Consider the following 19,508-nt stretch of genomic DNA (forward strand, 5'->3'; position numbering starts at 1 on the left):
CGACAAAAGTACGCGGCGCATTACCAGTTTTTGGGCGTATTGTCACCCCCCAGCACTAATACAATTTCTTTAACAGACTTCATCCGCGAGGGACTCGCGCACCAAGTCTGTGTCCCCACCGCTCTAGCAACGCACATTTTATGAATTTTGGCAATATACAGCATATTCCAGTATATGTGGTATGGACAATCCGAGAACCCGTGTCAGGTGCCGAGTCCTCCGTCAATCTGCAAGTTATATCCAATATCTCCCAGATCCGCACCCTACAGATTAACACCACACAATCACACAATATAGTTGCTACTGTACTTTATGAACTTGCAAGATGCTGTATTAGACCTCTTTCCAAAAAAATCTATGTTGCAATTACAGGCTTTGAATTTTAGACCTGAGAGCTAACTCATAACTCTAAAGAGCTCATAAGGATCGCGAATTAAATAATTTACACATAATTGTGGGATGAGCTCTATAGCCCGTCCAGGACGGGCTATAGAGCCCATCCCACAAGAACAATAAAAATGGTAAGTTATTTAATTCTCATTCCTAAGCTGTCGCGCATTTGAATTGTATATTCAGGGCGAGGGGGGAGAGCCCACCCCACTCATGGTTTGATTTCTTTTTACACAGAATTTAAATGCAGCAACAGCTTATAACCTGCAATCTGCTCCACTTAAGCCAAAACCTTAATTTTAGCATAAAAATATTTTGGAATAGGTCTATTTAAAACATACATCGTAATTCTTTTAACGTTGTACGATCGACCTTGAGTAATTTGCTAACATACCCTTAGCTCGCTCCCTGCGAGCCAAAATTTTTACACAAACCAATTTTTATATTACATGAACACATCCCAAAACAACTTAAACCCCCCATTAGTTTCAGTAATTATACCTGCATACAACGCCGAAGAGTTTATTGCCAAAACATTAGAATCCGTCTTATCTCAAACCTATCAAAACATAGAAATTTTAGTAGTTAACGACGGCTCGACAGATACAACACCCGAAATCGTCAAATCTTTTGCCCAAAAAGACAGCCGAATCATCTTATTGCAGCAATCAAATACCGGCGTGGCCGCCGCACGCAACCGAGCGATAGAAAAAGCAAAAGGTGAATACATTGCACCCATTGATGCCGACGATATTTGGTATCCGCAAAACCTAGAAAAACAAATAGAATGCTTCATAAAATCAGAACCCACTGTCGGAGTAGTCTATTCCTGGTCAGTAGATATCAACGAACAAGACTTACTTACAGGTGGATTTTACAACTCCACCATCGAAGGAGAAGTTTACCCAATATTAGTTTATAAATATTTTATCGGCAATGCCAGCTCATCCCTAATCCGCCGCGCTTGTTTAGAAAAAATCGGCGGTTACAACTGCCAATTTAAACTAGAAAACGCCCAAGGATGCGAAGACTGGGAACTTCACCTCCGCATAGCCCAACACTATCAATTTAAAGTAGTCCCAGAATATCTAGTTGGCTACCGGCAGATTCCCAGCAGTATGTCTTGCAACTATGCAGCAATGGCAAAAGGCCACTCTTTAATTCTGGCAGATGTCCGGGAGCAGCACCCCGAAATTCCCAGCACTATTTATCACTGGTCTAGCAGCAATTTTTACATTTATTTAGCAGTAAAAAGCAACCGCAGTGGCAACCACCGGAGTACATTGTTTTGGCTGTATCGAGCTTTCAAAGAAGATTTTTTGATGGCACTCTTGCGTCACAATCTGTACTTGCTGTCAATAACCAGCATCTTAAAAATTATAGTTTCACCCCAAACCAAATCCGACTTAAAATTAAAACAAACATCAAAATCAAGTGAAGAGACGACTCTTGCGACAATTGAGACGCGAACGAAAGTACACAGAATGTTGCCGTCGCAGGTGTATGAAGGAATGCGGTTGAAGAGTTTAAAATATCGCAAACTTAAATCTGCAAAACATTAAAAAACCCGGTTTTTTGAATAAAAAAACCGGGTTTTTGAGGAAGCTAGACGGCGCTTAATTAATTATGCGTGGTTGTAGCATCTAGAATCAGAAAATATGGTCAAATAAAAAATCTAAATTTTACCTTTTTCCTGCTTCCTTTTTCCTGAGAATTATTGGATTTTAGATCGATAGCGAGACCGAAGATGTAAAGGAGAGTGACACATATCCGCGCATAATTTCATTCCGAGAAAAGTGGAATGAATACGATAAATCTGTTCTGATTAATCTCTCTAAGCGTGAGAAGCTGTAGGAGTTTCAGCTTTTGGCTGCTTACCGTCCGGCGAAAGAGATTCGCCTTCAATAAACGATCGCAACATCCAAGCCATTTGTTCGTGCTGTTCCATTAAACCAGTCAAAAAGTCTGCCGTTCCATCATCCTTAAACTCTTCGCCACACTGTTCGACGTGTTTGCGGAGATTGCGAATAACCAGTTCGTGATCGTCAACCAAACGCGACACCATCTCAGTCGCCAAAGGCAAATCGCCGATATGTTCTTTAATTGAACCATACTTGAGAAAACCCTCAGCAGTACCAATTGGATACCCGCCTAAAGTTCTCACCCGTTCAGCCATAGCATCGATATTTAGTGTTAACGCCTGATAGTGCTCTTCCCACAACTGGTGGAGCGATCGAAACTGCGGGCCAACTACATCCCAGTGATACTTTTTAGTTTTGATTAACAGCAGATAAGCATCTGACAGGTCGTGATTCAACAGTTCGATAACACCTGTACGTTGCTCGTCAGATAGACCTATATTTAACTTACGCATTGAAACTTTGTCCTCAACTTTAACTTTACATTTATTAGAACAAATTTCCCCAGCCACTTACATCAACCCAGAGGACGATCGCACTTTGGTAAAATTGCTGCATTTCAGGTTAAAGTAATCGCAATATAGATACCTTTAGATAGATGTCATGCAACTTTTTGTTCCGGGCCGCCTTTGTCTGTTTGGCGAACACAGCGATTGGGCAGCCGGTTATCGCCCCCTCAATCCCGCTATAGCAAAAGGCTGCACTTTGATTGCGAGTACAAATCAAGGAATTTATGCCGAAGTTAACCAACATCCCACACACTTGATTTTGCGGGCTGCTTTAAATGACGGCACAAAAATTGAATCTGCACTCCCGATGGAAAAAAATGCTCTGCTTGCTGAAGCCAAAACAGGCAGTTTCTTCAGTTATGCCGCCGGCGTTGCCGCTCAATTTCTCGCATACTACCGCGTGGGAGGAGTAGAAATTGACAATTATTTAACAGATTTGCCAATTCAGAAAGGCCTGTCATCCAGCGCCGCAATTTGCGTGTTAGTAGCCCGCGCTTTCAATCGTTTATACGATTTAAAAATGAACCTGCGGGGCGAAATGGAAATGGCTTATTTAGGCGAGACTGCAACACCTTCGCGCTGCGGCCGCACGGATCAAGGTTGTGCGTATACAAATCGCCCGCTTATGATGATTTTTGACGGCACTCAAATGGATGTTATTGAGCTAAAAGTTACCAAAAGTTTGTTTTTTGTCATCGTAGATTTGGGCGCTAGCAAAAATACTCAACAAATCCTGGCAACTCTCAATCAAGCTTACCCATTTGCTGCGAATGAAGTTGCAGAAAACGTGCAGCAATATCTCGGTGCGATTAGTTCGAGAATTACGCAAGATGCAGTTTCGGCTTTACAGCAGGGAGATGCGGTTAAAATCGGCGAGTTGATGAAAGTTGCCCAGAGGGAATTTGACAAGTATTTAATCCCCGCTTGTCCAGAACAATTAACTGCTCCTGTTTTGCACGAACTGCTAAACTATCAACCGATTGCGCCTTATATTTTGGGCGGTAAGGGAGTAGGTTCTCAAGGAGACGGTACTGCACAGTTTATCGTAAAAAATGCAGCAAGTCAACAGCAAGTTATCGATATCATTGAACGGGATTTTCCTCAGATGAAATGCCTGCAACTGACAGTTCCTTCTCAGACAGATTTGCCGTCGGAAACAGAATTCAATGCAGCAAATGCAGCAATCCACAGGTTTGAAGCCTGTTTTGCGCAGAGAGGAGAAAGCAAAGACGCAGAAAAAGCTTCCCGCCTGCAAGTTAGAAAAGCGGTGATTCCTGCCGCCGGTTTCGGCACTCGGATGTTCCCGGCTACTAAGGCAGTGAAGAAGGAGTTTTTGCCAATTATCGATCGCACTGGCCGCGCTAAACCGATAATTTTGGCAATTGTGGAAGAAGCTTTGAGTGCGGGAATCGCAGAAGTTGGTATAGTTGTGCAAAAGGGCGATCGCACTTTTTTTGAAGATTTCTTTAAAACTGGGCCGTCTCCCGAACTTTTCCAAAAACTGTCTCGGGAAAATCAGGAATACAGCCAATATTTACAAGATTTGGGGCAGAAAGTTACAATTCTTACTCAGGATGTTCAAGAAGGATTCGGCCACGCGGTATTCTGTGCTAGAGAATGGACTAACAGCGAGCCATTTCTGCTGCTTTTGGGCGACCACATTTACTCGTCGCCGACTGAAAGTTCTTGCGCGCGCCAGTTATTGGATATTTACTCGCAAGTGCAGCAAAGCGTAATTGGTTTGAGAGTAACACAAGCTGAGGTAATTCATCATTACGGTTGTGCGGCGGGTGTTTGGCGGGAACAAGATACTATTTTGTCTGTGACGCAAGTTTACGAAAAGCCGGATATCGAGTATGCGCGGCAGCATTTAAGCGTAGAAGGAATGGGGGATGATTTATTTTTATCGATGTTTGGGATGTATGTCCTCGATCCTAAAATCTTTGATTATTTAGCAGAAAATATTAATGCCAATTTTCGAGAAAGAGGCGAATTTCAGTTAACATCGTGTTTGGATAAATTGGGTCAGTTGGAGGGAATTGCTGGTTATGTGGTGCGAGGGCGGTGTTTTGATACGGGATTGCCGGAGGTTTACCGGCAGACGCTGATTGATTTTGCCATATCGGGTGGGTCGATCGGCTAATTTGGCGATCGCATTTCCTTTGTCCCTAGCGTTTTTGTAGCGAGGAGGGAGAGTCCTCACGCAACGCGGAATTGCTGCAACTGGCTTTCCCCGCCTCCGGGACAACTCCGCAAACGAACCTATTCCGACTATTGTTCGTTATCTATATATAGTGGTCGATCGCCCTTGACCCTACCCATAGCCACCGCTGCACCGCTGCCTCATCAGCTACATCCCTTATTCTGCGTTTTTGACCGCCCCAATATTCAATCAATTGTAACGAAACATTACAAGATAGCGTTAAAGCAGCATAGAGTCTTGACAGCAAGAAAGTAAGCCGCTATTCTGATATACATACCCGGGTAAGTCAATTCACTGTCATATGCAAGAAAAGCAAAAAGTTACACTGTATCTTCCACCTGAACTGCATCGCCAGCTCAAAATCAAAGCCGCAGTAGAAACAGAACCGATGTCATCAATTGCAGAAAGGGCAATTGTCTTTTACCTAGGAAACCCCGAACTGGTTGACGAAGTAGAAGCCTCCTACGGACAAACCCACCGGGTTTACACTTGTCCAGAATGTACTGGTTCAGTAGTAATGCGAGATGGAGAACTGGCATCGGTAACAAGTCAGCCGAGCGTATTGGCTGAGCAAGAGCTTCCAGTAAAGCAGGTGTCGGGCGTCAGCGCCAGCACGGCCCAACCGGGAGAGGAAGAATTGGTTCCCTGCTAAAAATGCCTTGCTAGACCAAAAAGCTAGAACTTAAATTTACTAAAATTTTTCGGATTCGGCTAAAGGCAGCATGGAGATTCAGCAAAGATAGCACCGTCTCTAGTGGGTCGAGGACTATGCAAGAAGAGATCAGTATCCTAATCCAAGCTCAATATCCTCTGATCTACCTCGTGACATCCGAGGAAGAGCGGTGTGAGCAAGCAATTTCGACAATAGCTCAAGCCAAACCACAGCGACGAGTATTTATCTGGACTGTAACTCACGGCATTGTGGAGTACGGTCAACCGCGCACCACCACCCAGCACAACACCGTCTCGCCAGAGGCAGCAATTGAATGGGTGATCAGGCAGCGAGAACCAAATAGCAACGCTAGCATCTACATTTTCAAAGATTTACATCCTTTTATCGATTCTCCGCCGGTAACGCGGTGGTTGCGCGATGCGATCGCCAACTTCAAAGGAACGCAAAAGACAATTATACTGATGTCTCCTTTGCAGCAAATCCCGATCGAGCTAGAAAAGGAAGTAGTGGTATTAGACTTCGCGCTTCCAGACATGAAGGAACTGAACCAAGTATTGTCTGGCCAGTTGGAACAAAGCAAATCGCGACGCATTACCACAGAAGGGCGAGAAAAACTTTTAAAAGCAGCCTTGGGATTGACCAAGGACGAAGCTGAAAAAGTTTATCGCAAAGCCCAAGTTTCCACCGGGCGCTTAACCGAAGAAGAAGTAGACATAGTTCTCTCGGAGAAAAAGCAATTAATTCGGCGCAACGGCATTCTAGAGTTCATTGAAGAAGACGAAACCCTGGATGCAGTAGGCGGTTTAGAAGAGCTGAAGCGGTGGCTGAGGCAGCGTTCCAACGCCTTTACAGAAAGGGCGAGAGAATACGGTCTGCCCCAACCAAAAGGGATGTTAATTCTCGGCGTACCGGGCTGCGGAAAATCGCTGATTGCCAAGACTACATCGCGCCTCTGGGGACTGCCCCTGCTGCGGCTAGATATGGGCCGAGTCTATGACGGTTCGATGGTGGGTCGCAGCGAAGCCAACCTCCGCAATGCCCTCAAAACCGCAGAATCCATCTCTCCAGCCATCCTCTTCATCGACGAACTAGACAAAGCCTTTGCTGGAGGCACCGGTTCGGCCGACTCAGACGGAGGCACATCCAGCCGAATTTTCGGTTCCTTCCTCACTTGGATGCAAGAAAAAACTTCCCCAGTCTTCGTAATGGCAACAGCCAACCGCATCGAGCGGTTACCGGGGGAATTCTTGAGGAAAGGTCGGTTCGACGAACTCTTCTTTGTTGACCTGCCTACCAAAGAGGAACGCCAAGATATATTCAAGATTCACCTGTCAAAGCGGCGTCGGGACATCTCTCGCTTCGATTTAGAGCAACTTTCCAACGTTTCCGACGGCTTTTCAGGCGCAGAAATTGAACAAGGGCTAGTAGCAGCAATGTACGAAGCCTTCGCTCAAGATAGAGAGTTTACGCAGTTAGATATCATCGCGGCCATTAAATCCACATTGCCACTGTCTAAAACCATGACCGAACAGGTCAGCGCCCTCCGAGATTGGGCTAGACAGCGAGCACGGCCCGCTGCGTCTTCCGTCGCTGAATACCAGCGCATGGAATTTTAAAAGCTTTCTCCTGGTCCAAACAGGAGCAAAGGCTAGCAACAGCTAGCAGTTCGAGAAAAGAGCCGCAAAGCGGCCAAGTTAAATCCAGACCGTTGTTGTTTCTCTCTCAGTTTTATTAGGAGGAAATCCAATGTCTCACTTTAGCACTCTGCGTACCAAAATCACCGATGCCGAAATCCTGAAAGCTTCCCTGCGCGACTTGGGCATTTCAGTCAAGTCAGAAGCTGATGTTCGCGGTTATAACGGTCAGCGCGTTCGCTCCGACATCGTGGCGATTCTCGAAGGCGAATACGACCTGGGTTGGTCTCGCAATAGCGATGGTTCCTTTGACCTGATTGCCGACCTCTGGGGCGTCGCCAAAAAGCACAATCAAACTGAGTTAATCAACTCCATCAACCAGAAGTACGCAGTTAACAAAACCTTGGCAGCAGTCAAGCAGCGCGGTTTGCAAAACGCCAACGTCAAGCTGGTAGTGCAAAATTAATCGCCGTGCGCGTTTCTAAGCTTGCGGGTTAACCAAATACGGGTTAACCCGTTTTTTGCGGTCTATGATCTGATTAGTTTGTAGTGAGAACTTGAGTCCTACTAATTGCCGACTGAAGTCCTCACTACAAACTGTCAACTGTCAACTGTCAACTTTCTACTGAAGTCCTCACTACAAACTGTCAACTGTCAACTGTCAACTTTCTACTGTTTACCGTTTGTTGATAAATTTCAAGCATTTGATCGACTTTGCGTTCCCAGTCGAAATGCTGCCGGACTCGCTCCCGTCCCGCGTTACCCATACTCTCCCGCAATTCCGGCGACTGGGCGAGCTTCAGCATCGCGTCAGTTAGCCCTTTGACAAAGCCTTCTGTAGAAGCTGGTTCTACTAAAATACCGCAAGTGGAATCGAGATAATCCGCCGGGCCGCCCCAGTTCGTCGCTATGACTGGCAAGCCCACTGCCATTGCTTCCATTACTACCGCCCCCCCAGGCTCTCGCAAACTCGGGAACACCATTGAATCAGCTTGTTTCATTTTGAGAGCGCACTGCTCCTGAGATAGCCAGCCACTGAATACAACTCTGCTGTCGAGTCCCAAACGAGCCGTTTGAGCTTCGAGTTCCCCTCGGATACCTCCATCACCGATGATTTCCAAAACCGCATCAGTTTGAGTGGCGACAGTGGCGAAGGCTTCCAGCAGCAAGTCTACACCTTTCCAGTCTGCTAGTCGCCCCAAGAAAACAAAGTGAACTTGTTTATTTGGCTCCTTTGATGCGGTCGAGTCCGATCGCCAAACCGAGAAATCGACGCCGTTTTCCACAAGTTGAATGATTTTACCCTGCACTCCAGTCGGAAGTGCTTGCTTCGTGCGATCGTTTGCCACTAACACAGTCTCTGCTTGGATTTTCCCCGGCAAGAGGCGGTTGAAGAGATCGACGCACTGGTGACCGATCGCGATTAAAATATCAATGGTAGGATTTTGGCGCGATCGAAATGCCAGAGGAAATTTAACCGACGTGTTCATCGGCCCGATAACTACCGGCACTCCCAATCCGAACATCAACGAAGGAACTGTTGCCGAAACTGGTGTCGGTTCGTGTACAACATCAATCTCGTGTTCGCTCACCAGCCGCCGGACAATACGGCGCTGCAGCACTTGGGTGTACAGGTGAGAGAGCAGCCCAAAAGTAAATTCATTCACTCTTGCTGGGATAAATTCCCCGCAATTGCTGAGCAGTCGGTGCAGCCAAGTGTCGGGTACAAAGTGCATCCGATCGCAATCTTCTGGAAACAGCGCTGTCAGTTCTGCCTGGGTGCGGGCGTGCGTCACTAACCATGTTTCTATTTGGCGCGATCGAAGTATCCGGAAGTAGTTGACCGGCAGCAATGACTCGCCGCCGAATTTAGTTGAGGCATTCTGAGCAACAATTAAAATTCGCATCTTGTTTGGGACTCAACTGGATTTATGTAGTCTGAGATTAAATTTGTTCTTTGGCATAACTAAGACGGGTTAGTTATTCCTAGTTTTTCCAAGCACTGAGCTAAAGTTTCTGCACTGCGGCCGTGGCTAAATTTGGCCATAATTTTTTTCCGGGATTCCTGACTGAGGCTCAAAGCAAGTTCGGGATTTTGGAGGAGATTGGCAATCGCGTCTGCTAATTGCTCGGGGGCTTCAGGTTCTACAAGTAACCCATCCATCCCGTCATCTATAAGCTCCTTTACTCCTCCTGACCCTGTAACTACTACAGGCATCTCCATTGCCATCGCTTCCATTATGGCGACACCTAGAGGTTCGTGCCAACTGGCAAGGACAAATACCTGTGCTTTTTCTAGGGACTCATTGACAGTATCTTCAGACACCGCACCGAGAAGGCTAACACAACTTTTCAAGCCAAGCTGTTCAATCAGCTTTTCTAACTCCAGGTGGTAGCCACTGCCACCCTGTTCGTCTTCTCCAGCAATTTGCAGCTCAACATTAAATCCTCGTTTTCTGAGTATATCTATCGCAGCAATCAAATCCGCATGACCTTTACATCTGTTGAGGCGTCCGCAACTAAAAATGTGGCAAGCATCACTTCCATTCCATGCGGAGTATGGTGTTTTTCTGTGGAAACGCGAGAGGTCAACCCCCATAGGAGCTATTTCAATCTTTTGAGGAAGATGACCCGCAAGGCATTGGTTCACTTCGTCATAAAGCTTTTTAGTAATGACTATTGCAAAAGCTGAAAAGTGCCATTTCTGTTCTTGGTTAGGGCCGTAGTCAGTTAGGGGGCCGTGCAGCGTCAGGCTATACGATACTTTTGAGAGTAATGAGGCGAACATCGCTATACTGGCGGCATTGGCACAGGAATGAACGTGGATGTGCGACCAACCTTTTGTTCTTGCTAACCCTGCTAGTTTGCCAGCAACAAAAACCAATGCTAAGAGTTTAAATTTTTCAAATAACGATGTGTCACTCGCTTTGGCAATAACTGCGAGGCACTGCCACCATGCAGCGGGACCAGCTTTGAGAACCTCTAGGAATGAGTTGATAAAATCTTTCGCAGCAAAGGGAAATAGATAAACAGTATTTTTTTCAGCTTCTTCTGCCCATACGTGAGAAGCGAGCGCTCTGGGGGGCGGTTGAGTTGATACTAAATCTGTTTCAATTCCAAGTTCTGCAAGAAATTGTCGCTCCCGCCAGAAAAAAATGTGTGTTTGTCCTGGAAATTGTGGAATAAAGTATCCAATTTTTGCCTTCATTTCTGACCTGCTTTCTAATTTTTGATTCAAGGGTATTCATTTACTGTGCCGATGCACGAACACCTTTCTCACCCAGCATTTTTTCGTAAATATCGACAATTTTTATCGCTTTGTTTTCCCACGCAAATTCTCTGGCTTTTTCGATCGCCTTAGCTGACATACTTTCCCGCAGCCGATCGTCTTTCACTAACAGCTTGATTTTACTTGTCAACTCCTGTGTGAGATACTCTCTAGAAATCGGCTCGATCTTAAAACCAGTTTCTTCATTCACGTATTCACCAATACCGCCGTTATTAGCAACTATGCAGGGGATCCCGCAAGCCATAGCTTCCATTACCACTGCGCCCCCGAACTCTCGGATCGAAGGGAAGCAAAAAATATCTGCTTTCCTGTAATATTCCAGAGTTTCTTGTTGATTTACCCATCCGGCAAAGCTAACTATTTCTCCTAAATTAAGCTCATTTACTCGGTTTTCCAAGTTGTTTCTTTCTGGGCCGTCTCCTACTATAGTTAAGCTGATTTTACTTTGAATTGCCGGATCTAATTTCCCAATAGACTCAATGACAATATCGGCACATTTGTAAGGCACTAATCTACCCACAAACAGCAGGTCGATCTTGCTAACATCTTTATTAAGGATCTTTGTCTGATTTGAAAATTCCTCGGAAATCCCATTTTCGTAAAATAAATCAATTCTTTGGTCGGGAATTGCAAACAAATTTTTTAGCATATTTAAAGTATATGTTGAACCTGCTAAAATTTTAGCGGCTTTTTTGTAAGTTTCTACATAACCTGGAATTAAGGCTCGACCAACTGCCCTCAAAAAGTTGAATTGAGCAAATTCTTGTTTGGCAGTTTCTTGAAAGCCTGGTGGAAAAGGAATGCCCCCATTCACAGGGCCTAGAATAAAAGGAGTCTGCTGGCAAACACTGACTACCTTAAACGGATAGCGCGGCATCATCGGGGTAATTGCATGAACTATGTCATAATCTCCGTTGAGAATTTTTCCTTTGAATTTTTGGTATACTTGTTGATTGAATTGCTCATAAATTGGGTAATTCAAGACATGATAAATTGGCCAATTGATTCGCCCGGTTGCGGTCAGGTTTTCGACTATTCTATAATATTGGTCGGTTAAGTTTCCTTCTTCGATGTAAACAGTTTTTTCATATTCTGGGTGTTTTTCAAGAGCTGGTTTGTTTCTAATATGGGTAACGAGTGTTGCATCAACTAAATTGTTTATTTGTTGAAAAAAATTGTACCCCACCAAAGGTACTGATGCCCAGTCAGGATTGCACTGCTCTACAATTAGTAAAACTTTTAATTTTTGGTCGCTCATTTCTTAGATTCCTTTGTTGAGGCTCGATCGATATTTGGAAGTTCAGTTCTGAATATATTAATCGATATGAAGCATTTTTTTTGATATGAGAGTGGGTTGTAGAGGTTGATCGACAAATCCGCCTCTACATCAACACTCGACCTGGAATTACAGGGGAGAAGTTGCAGAAAAAACAAGTTAAATTGATGGTAACTGACCTACTTAGTAGATTTAGCACTCATTTTAACTTGCTCAATTGATGGGTTTGATGTCTTATATTCAATCAAGCTGCTGCGTTGTCCCAGCAAGCGGCGCTGGTGAAACTGAATCTGACCTTGCAACTGAGGAAATCTGCCGAGCGCACAAAATATAGCATAAAGCGCAGCATCCTTGGCCGGCAAATTCCGATCCTGCTGCATCCGGCGGTAAATTCGGTAAATAAGTACCGGGTAGCCGGCGAGCAACAGCAAGCTCCACCCGCGGGTGAACCAGGCTGCACCCAATGCTAGCACCGGCAAAACCAATCCCCAAAACCAGATGCTGAGGGTGTCTTTCACCCAGTGGCGTTCGGGGGTGTCCCCGTGCAGCCAGGATCCCTCTGCGTAGGCGTGACCCGCTCTTTGAGAGCGCTTCCACCACTGCTCGAAACTGGTCATTTGAGCGTCGTGCAGGGTCATTTCAGCATCTAAGCGCTCGATTTTCCAGCCGTTTTGGCGCAGCCTCACGCACAGTTCGGGTTCTTCGCCGGCGATGAGTGCGGGATTGAAACCGCCGACTTGCTCCAAGGCTTTGACTCGCATCATGGAATCGCCACCGCAGGCTTTGGCTTCGCCGACTGGCGTGTCCCACTCGATATCGCAAAGCCGGTTGTATGCTGTGGCTTCGGGGAATTTTTCGCGCCTGCGCCCGCACACTACAGCTAATTCTGATTTGGCTGCGAGTTTTTGCTGGGCTAGTTCGAGCCACCCGTCAACTACTTCGCAGTCGCCGTCAACGAATTGGACAAATTCGATGTCGGGTGCTGCTTCCTGCAGGCGGGCAAATCCTGCATTTCTGGCGCGGGCTGCGGTAAAGGGTGTAGATAGGTCTAGTTCAACTGTATCGCAGCCGATCGATCGGGCTAATTCCAAGCTGCCGTCTGTTGAGCCGGAATCGACATAAACTACCACAGCCACTTTGTCGATCGCCGATCGCAAGCACGCTCCGAGCCTCGCGCCCTCATTTCGCCCAATAGCAACCAATCCAATCTGTTTCAAACCTTACCTCTTAAATTCAAATTGCAAGCTGTTCTTTTATATCTTAGTCAACGTAACTTCAAAAGTTCTTCATAAAATCAATCAGAGCCAGTTCCTGTATGTTGTAGTTAATTTAGCCCAGCGACCTAGCTGAATCAGCTATCGGCGAGCTTCATAACATCCAGATATTTTTGCACAGTACCCTTTAAATTGAATTGGGCAAGCCAAGCTGGATCGGCTGGCTTTGTTTGACCGGACAATACTTTTAAAATTGCTTGCGCGAGCGCTTCGCTGTCGCCTACTGGTACTAGCTCGCCGTACTTGCCTCGGTCTAAGATTTCATAGGGGCCGCTGGGGCAATTTGTAGAAACAATTGGGGTTCCCAAAGTCATTGCTTCTCCCAATACAACCGACCGACCTTCCCAAGCTGAAGACAAGACAAATACTGCCGACCGTGCCATGTATGCAAAAGGATTTTTTACAAAACCCGGCATTTCCACGTCATTTTCCAAACCCAATTCGCTAATTAGAGATTCCAGTCGAGACCGCTCCGATCCTTCGCCTAAAATCAGCAACCGGGTCGATCGCGCTTGTCTTACTTTAGCAAAAGCATTAATTAAGTTAGGAAAATCTTTTTGTTTTTCTAATCTCCCCACTCCCAGAATTACTGGCAATTCTGGGGGATTAAACCAGGGGTGGTCTACAGGTTCTTTACTTTTTTCTATGACTCGTTCTGTCTCTATTGGGTTGCTAATTACTTGAATTCGATCTGCTGGTAAGCCAGTTCGAGCAGCTATGTCTTCAGCTACTCCTTGAGATACTGCTACTATGCCGTCGGCCCTAGGGTATAAAAGTCGCGCTATCGCGGGCGACCAATATTTAAAGCTTAAGGGAGAGTTACTTCCCGCTTCCTGAGAAAGATGCGTGTGATCTGATACCACAATCCGTGTTGGTGCGCCCGAAAACTGCTTTGCCAATATTGCTATTTCGTTTGCATAATGATTGGCTGACATTAAAACTGTGGGTTGTTCTTGTTGCAAGTAACGCGCTAATTTAGGAACTCTTGTTAATATCTTTTCAGCTTCTAGATTGATTATCCTAACTTCTGGGAGAAAGTCCCATAGAAAAAGACATCCGGGAAAGTTAAGTACCAAATCTACCTTGATACCACATTCTACAAAACTGCTGGTTAAGTTCAACATTACCTGCTCTATTCCCCCATTGAACAGGGAATGCAGGTAAATAGCAATGTGCGCTGGCTTTTTGAGTATACTCATGGAAGTAATTATTTTTTTAGTTTGAGTAGCGTTAGAGTGGCAATCCATGAAGTCAACCAGTGCTTTGAGAGCTCCGGGGCGAACTACGGTGTCTGGGTTGAGCAGCAGGATGTAAGGAGGGGGATTGGTGGATTCCAGGGCGGGACGGATCGGGGCGTTGTTGCCGAAGGCAAATCCGCCGTTGCGGTTTAGGGGGACCAAGCAAGCCCATTCGCTCCAGTTTCGCCGGGCGGACTGATGGGTGTTCGAGAAACTCGGTTAGGGGCGTACTGCATATATAGCATTTCTCAGAAAGATGAGGTACTATGCGGCATCGGGCCTAAAAGCATCGGGCATCGGGCCTAAAAGCATAAGGCATACCTCACCAAGCTTGAGGTATGCGGGACACTCCTACCTGTGCCATATACCATATACCATATACCCGCGAGAGCACCTCATGTTACTGAGAAAGGCTATACATAAAATATGCTGTACGTGTTAAAGTCTCATAAAATTATTACTGTATTCAGTAGCGAAAATCTTACAGCAACCCACTCTATAAAAAAGAGATTCGACTCACCGATTAAGTTGTTTTTATGCCAGTCGGGAGTTGTATATTTCTGAAGAAATTGCGTGTTTTTGCAACCACTGCCGATTTTCTTCGCTACCGTCTAGCCAACGTTCGATCATCATTGCCCATTGCACCGGAAGTTGCAACCTTTTCCAAGCATCAGCGGCCGCCAATGAAATACTTTGATACAGCGCTGGATCTGACACCAATTTTTCAATCTGTTCCGCTAAATCTACAGAATCACTGGCAGAAAATATCATTGCACTCTCTCCATGTATTAAGTTATTCTGAAACATGGGGTGATCTGAGGCAATAATCGGGGTTCGAGAACAGAGAGCTTCATAAATTGTCATTGGTAATCCCTCTGGATATTCGTGGTGACTGGGAACTACAACTAGGTCAGCGTCTCTCATTAAATGTACTACCCGATTATTTTCCAACATTCCCAAAAACTCTACGCTTTCTGCTATTTCTAATTCTTTTGCTCGATCTGTAAACTTTTCGACTTCACCTTGACCTGCTATCTTTAAATTCACCGATAAATTCTGGGCTTTTAACTTTGCTACGGCAGCTAAAACATCTCCCAGCCCTTTAGATTCTGTAATGCTGCCTACAAAAACTAAATTCCAAGTGATTTTATCGACTGGCAGTGTTTTCGGCTCAAACAAATCTGGCGTAAATCTAGCAGGCCAGTCCCAAGGAATAATTTTATCAGATTTTACACCAGTCGCTTGCAGAGATAGGCAGGAGTTAATACCGTGATTGCCAATCCATTCTATGTGATTTTTATTTAATTGGCGGCTCAGTAGATAATTGCGGATTTTGTTGCGAAAACCTTCGGTGGAAAAAGAGTCAGCCAAGGTAGCTATTGTTTTAACTTTATGTTTAACAGCCCAGCGAAAAACTGCTCTCATCGGGGTACGCATAACTAAATGAGTAGGTCTTTGTTTTGCTATCAATTGCACCAAGCTGCCGGTGTTAATTTTATCAGTAAATCCCGCACCGATCGCCCGTACTCCATTTGCCAGAACTACATCGTAAGGTTCTGCTGTTAAGCAGCAAATTACTGTAACTTCCTCGCAGCGCTTGCCCATTTCTGCTACTGCGTCAACAGAATATTTTTGAGCGTAGTATGTTTCTCCTTTCCCCTCAGCAAAGCCTTCAAATGCTTCGCGGTAATCTCCGGCATACTGGACTATTAACAAGCGCATTTTACTAGCTTATTTCCTACTAATTTTTAATTGAACAGTCGCTACCCACACCTGTGAAATCAAAGATTTTTTAATAATTGATTTCAGCATTTAAGTTGCGGAACTTTTAGCGGATTGCAGAATTTTTGCGGGGATGCCGACTGCTGTGGAACCGGCTGGCACATCCGACAATACCACAGCGTTGGCGCCAATGTTTGCGCCGTCTCCCAAGCTGATGCCACCGAGAAGTTTAGCACCGGCCCCGACGTTGACTCGATCGCCCAATTTTGGCGCTTTTAAAGGGCGATGCAAATAGCACTTCCTCAAGTTTACACCTTGGCGGATGATGCAGTGGTCGCCAATGATACAATATCCGTGAATAATAATAGCATTTTGATGTTCAATCACCACGCGACGACGGAGCCTCACAGTATAAGGCAAGTCTATCCCGTAAGTATTGCGGATTTTGCGGTAGAGCGATCGGTACAGAATGCTCCGCTGAGCCCGCAACACTTTTGGTTCTACCTGCATCCTCCAGACACCTAAACGCTGAACTGCTACGGCCCGAAATCCCGGTTTTGTCCAGTCCCGTCCGTTACCGATCCAATCTTCTTTTATTTGCTCCGAAATTCCCAATTTTGTGGTTTCTGTTTGCTTAGCCGTTGCTGTCATTTCTGGCTGCGCCACCATAATTTCCCCCCCCCTATTTTTTGACTACTTTTTTGATGTTCTCTTGACTCAACTATTCTCGCGCCATTTACGATGATAAATTATATCGTTTTTGATGCAAACTATAGCAAGCTTACTTGCTTTTTTTTTTGAAATTGAGGAGTTTTTCCATTACATATTTCCTGATCTCTGGTTTGCCCTCCGTCTAAAGTCGTTCCTCAGCCTCTGTATATTTTTACGGAAAATTGCATCGCCATGCCCGGTTTTTAGCCAGAGATTTCTGCTCGAATTCAAATATCTGGCGTTGCCGTTTTTGCTTGTTAATGAGCCCGACTTCAACCTCCTTTAAAAAACACGCTGTTCGACATAAAATCGCTGAGCATCTTGGGCGGGTCGGTATCTGGTTTGCGCTCAATTACCGGGCGCATTATCCAAAAAACAAAACCGGAAGCCCAGAATAAATCGGCTAATGCTGTGTACAACCAACCGTGGTTTTTGACAAAATACCTGCGCCCGGAATCGTACCAGTATTGCGGCAGTCGCTTAGTCCGAGGTTGAAAGTTATTGACGCCGGAACTTTGCCCGACGAGGTGGACGACTCGGCTTTCTGGTACGTACCAGCAACTCCACCCAGCTCTGTTAACTTGCAAGCAAAATTCCATTTCTTCGTAATACATGAAATAGGCTTCGTTCAGCAAGCCAAATGCTTCAAATACTTGGCGGGGGACGATCGCCGAAGCTCCTGCTACCCAGTTTGTTTGGCAAGTTTCTTGGGGGACTGGAGGAGCTACTGCCCACCTTGCTAGCATTTTTGATACAATTCCGAGCCGCCAGCCGAAATCGAACTCGCTGGCTAGGGTGTGAAACCGCCGACTTGCTCCAAGGCTTTGACTCGCATCATGGAGTCGCCGCCGCAGGCTTTGGCTTCGCCGACTGGCGTGTCCCACTCGAGATCGCAAAGCCGGTTGTATGCTGTGGCTTCGGGGAATTTTTCGCGCCGGCGCCCGCACACTACAGCTAATTCTGGTTTGGCTGCGAGTTGTTGCTGGGCTAGTTCGAGCCACCCGTCAACTACTTCGCAGTCGCCGTCAACGAATTGGACAAATTCGATGTTGGGTGCTGCTTGCTGCAGGCGGGCAAATCCTGCATTTCTGGCGCGGGCTGCGGTAAAGGGTGTAGATAAATCTAGTTCAACTGTATTGCAGCCGAGCGACCGGGCTAATTCCAAGCTGCCGTCTGTTGAGCCGGAATCGACATAAACCACCACAGCTACTTTTTCGATCGCCGAGCCCAAGCACGCTCCGAGCCTTTGGCCCTCATTTCGCCCGATCGCCACCAATCCAACTTGTTTCAAAGTTTACCTCTGGAATTCGACTTGCGAGCTGTTACTTTAATATTTTAGTAACACTCCCACTAACTTCACAATATCTTTATATTATAAATTTGATCGAGCTGCGATCTTAGCTGTTAAACTTCGATATAACATTTATCATTAACGTGAAGTGTTCTGGGAGAGCAGACCCAGGGATCTGGGACATGGGACGCAGCCTACGTACTTCACTTTCTTGAGAACCGCTAGATATCTGCTATATTACCGCTTTGAGTTTATTCAGGCATCTTACTACCTAATCAATTCACTATGACGAAAATCTCTGATATTACCTTTGTTTGTTGTGTAGAGTCTGGAAGTCTTGAATCCCAAACCATCCGTATGGTAGAGAGTCTGCGTCGATATGGTGGAAAATTTGCAACTGCACCTGTAATCGCTGTTACTCCTCGGTTTGGTCCGCCTTTAAGTCGAAAAACTCGTCAGATTTTTGATCGATATGAAATTGAATACCTAGTTCTTCGTTCAGATATGAGGAGTAATAGTTACTCCTGGAATAATTTCATGAACAAACCCTATGCCATCTTATCAGTAGATGAGCGAGCTAAGTCTGAAGCAATTGGTTGGCTAGATAGCGATCTTCTATTTGTTAGTGAACCAGACGAGTTGAACCTAGGATCAGATGAAAGTTTTCTGGCTTGCACTACAGATCCAATTGGAGGAACAACAGGTTTGAATGACCCTCTCGAATCTTACTGGTTATCTATTTGCAGGGTACTGAATTTAGATATTGAATCATTACCCTGGGTGTTCTCAGAGATGGAAAAGGCTCGGATTAGATACTACTTTAATAGCGGTATGTTTGTTTATCGACGAGAAACATCTTTTGCTAAGCAATATCTTGAAAATTGTACCAAGATATTAGATGCTCATATTTCTTCCAAAGTGTGTGGATATTTTTTTACCGATCAAGTTAGTCTAGGGTTAACAGCTTTTCAATTAGGTTTAGATTTGCGCTCCCTTCCCTACTCGCATAACTCCACTATGGGCTCTATGACACATAATACATGGTACAGTGAAGATACACTTCGGAAAGCGTGTATTGTTCACTATCATGATTCAATGTGGCCTGCATTCTGGCCGACATTTATAGAGTGCCTTCACAATACACATCCTGAAGTAGAAAAGTGGGTTTCTTCCTTAGGTCCTATGAGCAATCAAGCGCCATTCCAATGGCGCCTGATGGGTGCAGTCATGAAAAAAATTAGAGCACGAACTGAAAAAAATTATAAGCAAAATTGCCTTCATGTTTGAAATGATGAAGCAATTGGCTGGTTGATTAGACCTCTTGCAAAAATAATTAGGACGGGCTCTCCGGCCCATCCCACAAGAATTATCTTTTCTTG

The 19,508-nt window shown here is 45.4% G+C and carries 16 protein-coding genes; 6 read left to right on the forward strand and 10 right to left on the reverse strand.

All coding sequences use genetic code 11. The features are described 5' to 3' along the window. Positions 1-839: 839 nt before the first annotated feature. The gene (locus IQ270_RS19175) at positions 840-1,952 is read left to right on the forward strand and encodes a glycosyltransferase family 2 protein (RefSeq protein ID WP_193974743.1); all 1,113 of its coding nucleotides are present in this window, start codon (positions 840-842) and stop codon (positions 1,950-1,952) included. 272 nt (positions 1,953-2,224) lie between these two features. Here the strand turns inward: IQ270_RS19175 and IQ270_RS19180 are convergent, their stop codons facing one another. After that, positions 2,225-2,764 carry a Dps family protein gene (locus IQ270_RS19180; protein WP_193974744.1) on the reverse strand — a complete coding sequence of 180 codons (540 nt, stop codon included), beginning with the start codon at positions 2,762-2,764 and terminating at the stop codon, positions 2,225-2,227. A gap of 148 nt (positions 2,765-2,912) precedes the next feature. Here IQ270_RS19180 and IQ270_RS32375 point away from each other — a divergent pair, with 148 nt between their 5' ends. From IQ270_RS32375 to IQ270_RS19200, 4 genes are all read left to right on the forward strand, one after another. Then, on the forward strand, positions 2,913-4,961 hold the full coding sequence (locus IQ270_RS32375) for a sugar phosphate nucleotidyltransferase (RefSeq protein WP_339384228.1): 2,049 nt from the start codon (positions 2,913-2,915) through the stop codon (positions 4,959-4,961). A gap of 361 nt (positions 4,962-5,322) precedes the next feature. Then, a complete protein-coding gene (locus tag IQ270_RS19190; RefSeq protein ID WP_193974745.1) occupies positions 5,323-5,673 on the forward strand; it encodes a hypothetical protein in 351 nt (116 codons plus the stop codon). A 116-nt stretch (positions 5,674-5,789) separates the two neighbouring features. Continuing rightward, positions 5,790-7,310 carry an AAA family ATPase gene (locus IQ270_RS19195; protein WP_193974746.1) on the forward strand — a complete coding sequence of 507 codons (1,521 nt, stop codon included), beginning with the start codon at positions 5,790-5,792 and terminating at the stop codon, positions 7,308-7,310. A 130-nt stretch (positions 7,311-7,440) separates the two neighbouring features. Further along, on the forward strand, positions 7,441-7,794 hold the full coding sequence (locus IQ270_RS19200) for a DUF1257 domain-containing protein (protein WP_006635781.1): 354 nt from the start codon (positions 7,441-7,443) through the stop codon (positions 7,792-7,794). A 181-nt stretch (positions 7,795-7,975) separates the two neighbouring features. Here IQ270_RS19200 and IQ270_RS19205 read toward each other — a convergent pair whose 3' ends face one another. From IQ270_RS19205 to IQ270_RS19245, 9 genes are all read right to left on the reverse strand, one after another. After that, positions 7,976-9,235, reverse strand: a complete 1,260-nt coding sequence (locus IQ270_RS19205) for a glycosyltransferase family 4 protein (protein ID WP_193974747.1) — start codon at positions 9,233-9,235, stop codon at positions 7,976-7,978. A gap of 59 nt (positions 9,236-9,294) precedes the next feature. Continuing rightward, positions 9,295-10,566, reverse strand: coding sequence for an exopolysaccharide biosynthesis GT4 family glycosyltransferase EpsE (gene epsE, locus IQ270_RS19210; RefSeq protein WP_228056503.1), 1,272 nt, complete (start codon positions 10,564-10,566; stop codon positions 9,295-9,297). A gap of 10 nt (positions 10,567-10,576) precedes the next feature. Further along, positions 10,577-11,875 carry a glycosyltransferase family 4 protein gene (locus IQ270_RS19215; protein ID WP_193974748.1) on the reverse strand — a complete coding sequence of 433 codons (1,299 nt, stop codon included), beginning with the start codon at positions 11,873-11,875 and terminating at the stop codon, positions 10,577-10,579. A 197-nt stretch (positions 11,876-12,072) separates the two neighbouring features. Then, on the reverse strand, positions 12,073-13,110 hold the full coding sequence (locus tag IQ270_RS19220) for a glycosyltransferase family 2 protein (protein ID WP_193974749.1): 1,038 nt from the start codon (positions 13,108-13,110) through the stop codon (positions 12,073-12,075). 134 nt (positions 13,111-13,244) lie between these two features. After that, positions 13,245-14,567: a glycosyltransferase gene (locus IQ270_RS19225; protein ID WP_339384229.1), complete on the reverse strand. Its 1,323-nt coding sequence runs from the start codon at positions 14,565-14,567 to the stop codon at positions 13,245-13,247. 372 nt (positions 14,568-14,939) lie between these two features. Further along, the gene (locus tag IQ270_RS19230) at positions 14,940-16,127 is read right to left on the reverse strand and encodes a glycosyltransferase (RefSeq protein ID WP_193974750.1); all 1,188 of its coding nucleotides are present in this window, start codon (positions 16,125-16,127) and stop codon (positions 14,940-14,942) included. A gap of 90 nt (positions 16,128-16,217) precedes the next feature. Continuing rightward, the gene (locus tag IQ270_RS19235; protein WP_193974751.1) at positions 16,218-16,796 is read right to left on the reverse strand and encodes a serine O-acetyltransferase; all 579 of its coding nucleotides are present in this window, start codon (positions 16,794-16,796) and stop codon (positions 16,218-16,220) included. A 314-nt stretch (positions 16,797-17,110) separates the two neighbouring features. Beyond that, positions 17,111-17,584: a glycosyltransferase family 2 protein gene (locus IQ270_RS19240; protein WP_193974752.1), complete on the reverse strand. Its 474-nt coding sequence runs from the start codon at positions 17,582-17,584 to the stop codon at positions 17,111-17,113. Positions 17,585-17,628: 44 nt separating this feature from the next. Continuing rightward, a complete protein-coding gene (locus IQ270_RS19245; protein ID WP_193974753.1) occupies positions 17,629-18,129 on the reverse strand; it encodes a glycosyltransferase family A protein in 501 nt (166 codons plus the stop codon). A gap of 285 nt (positions 18,130-18,414) precedes the next feature. On the opposite strand from IQ270_RS19245, the gene IQ270_RS19250 reads away from it, so the two are divergent. After that, positions 18,415-19,416 (forward strand): hypothetical protein, encoded by a 1,002-nt coding sequence (locus tag IQ270_RS19250; RefSeq protein ID WP_193974754.1) that lies wholly within the window; start codon positions 18,415-18,417, stop codon positions 19,414-19,416. Positions 19,417-19,508 lie beyond the last annotated feature (92 nt).

This window comes from Microcoleus sp. LEGE 07076, assembly GCF_015207455.1.
In the GTDB taxonomy this organism is placed as follows: Bacteria; Cyanobacteriota; Cyanobacteriia; order Cyanobacteriales; family Microcoleaceae; genus Microcoleus.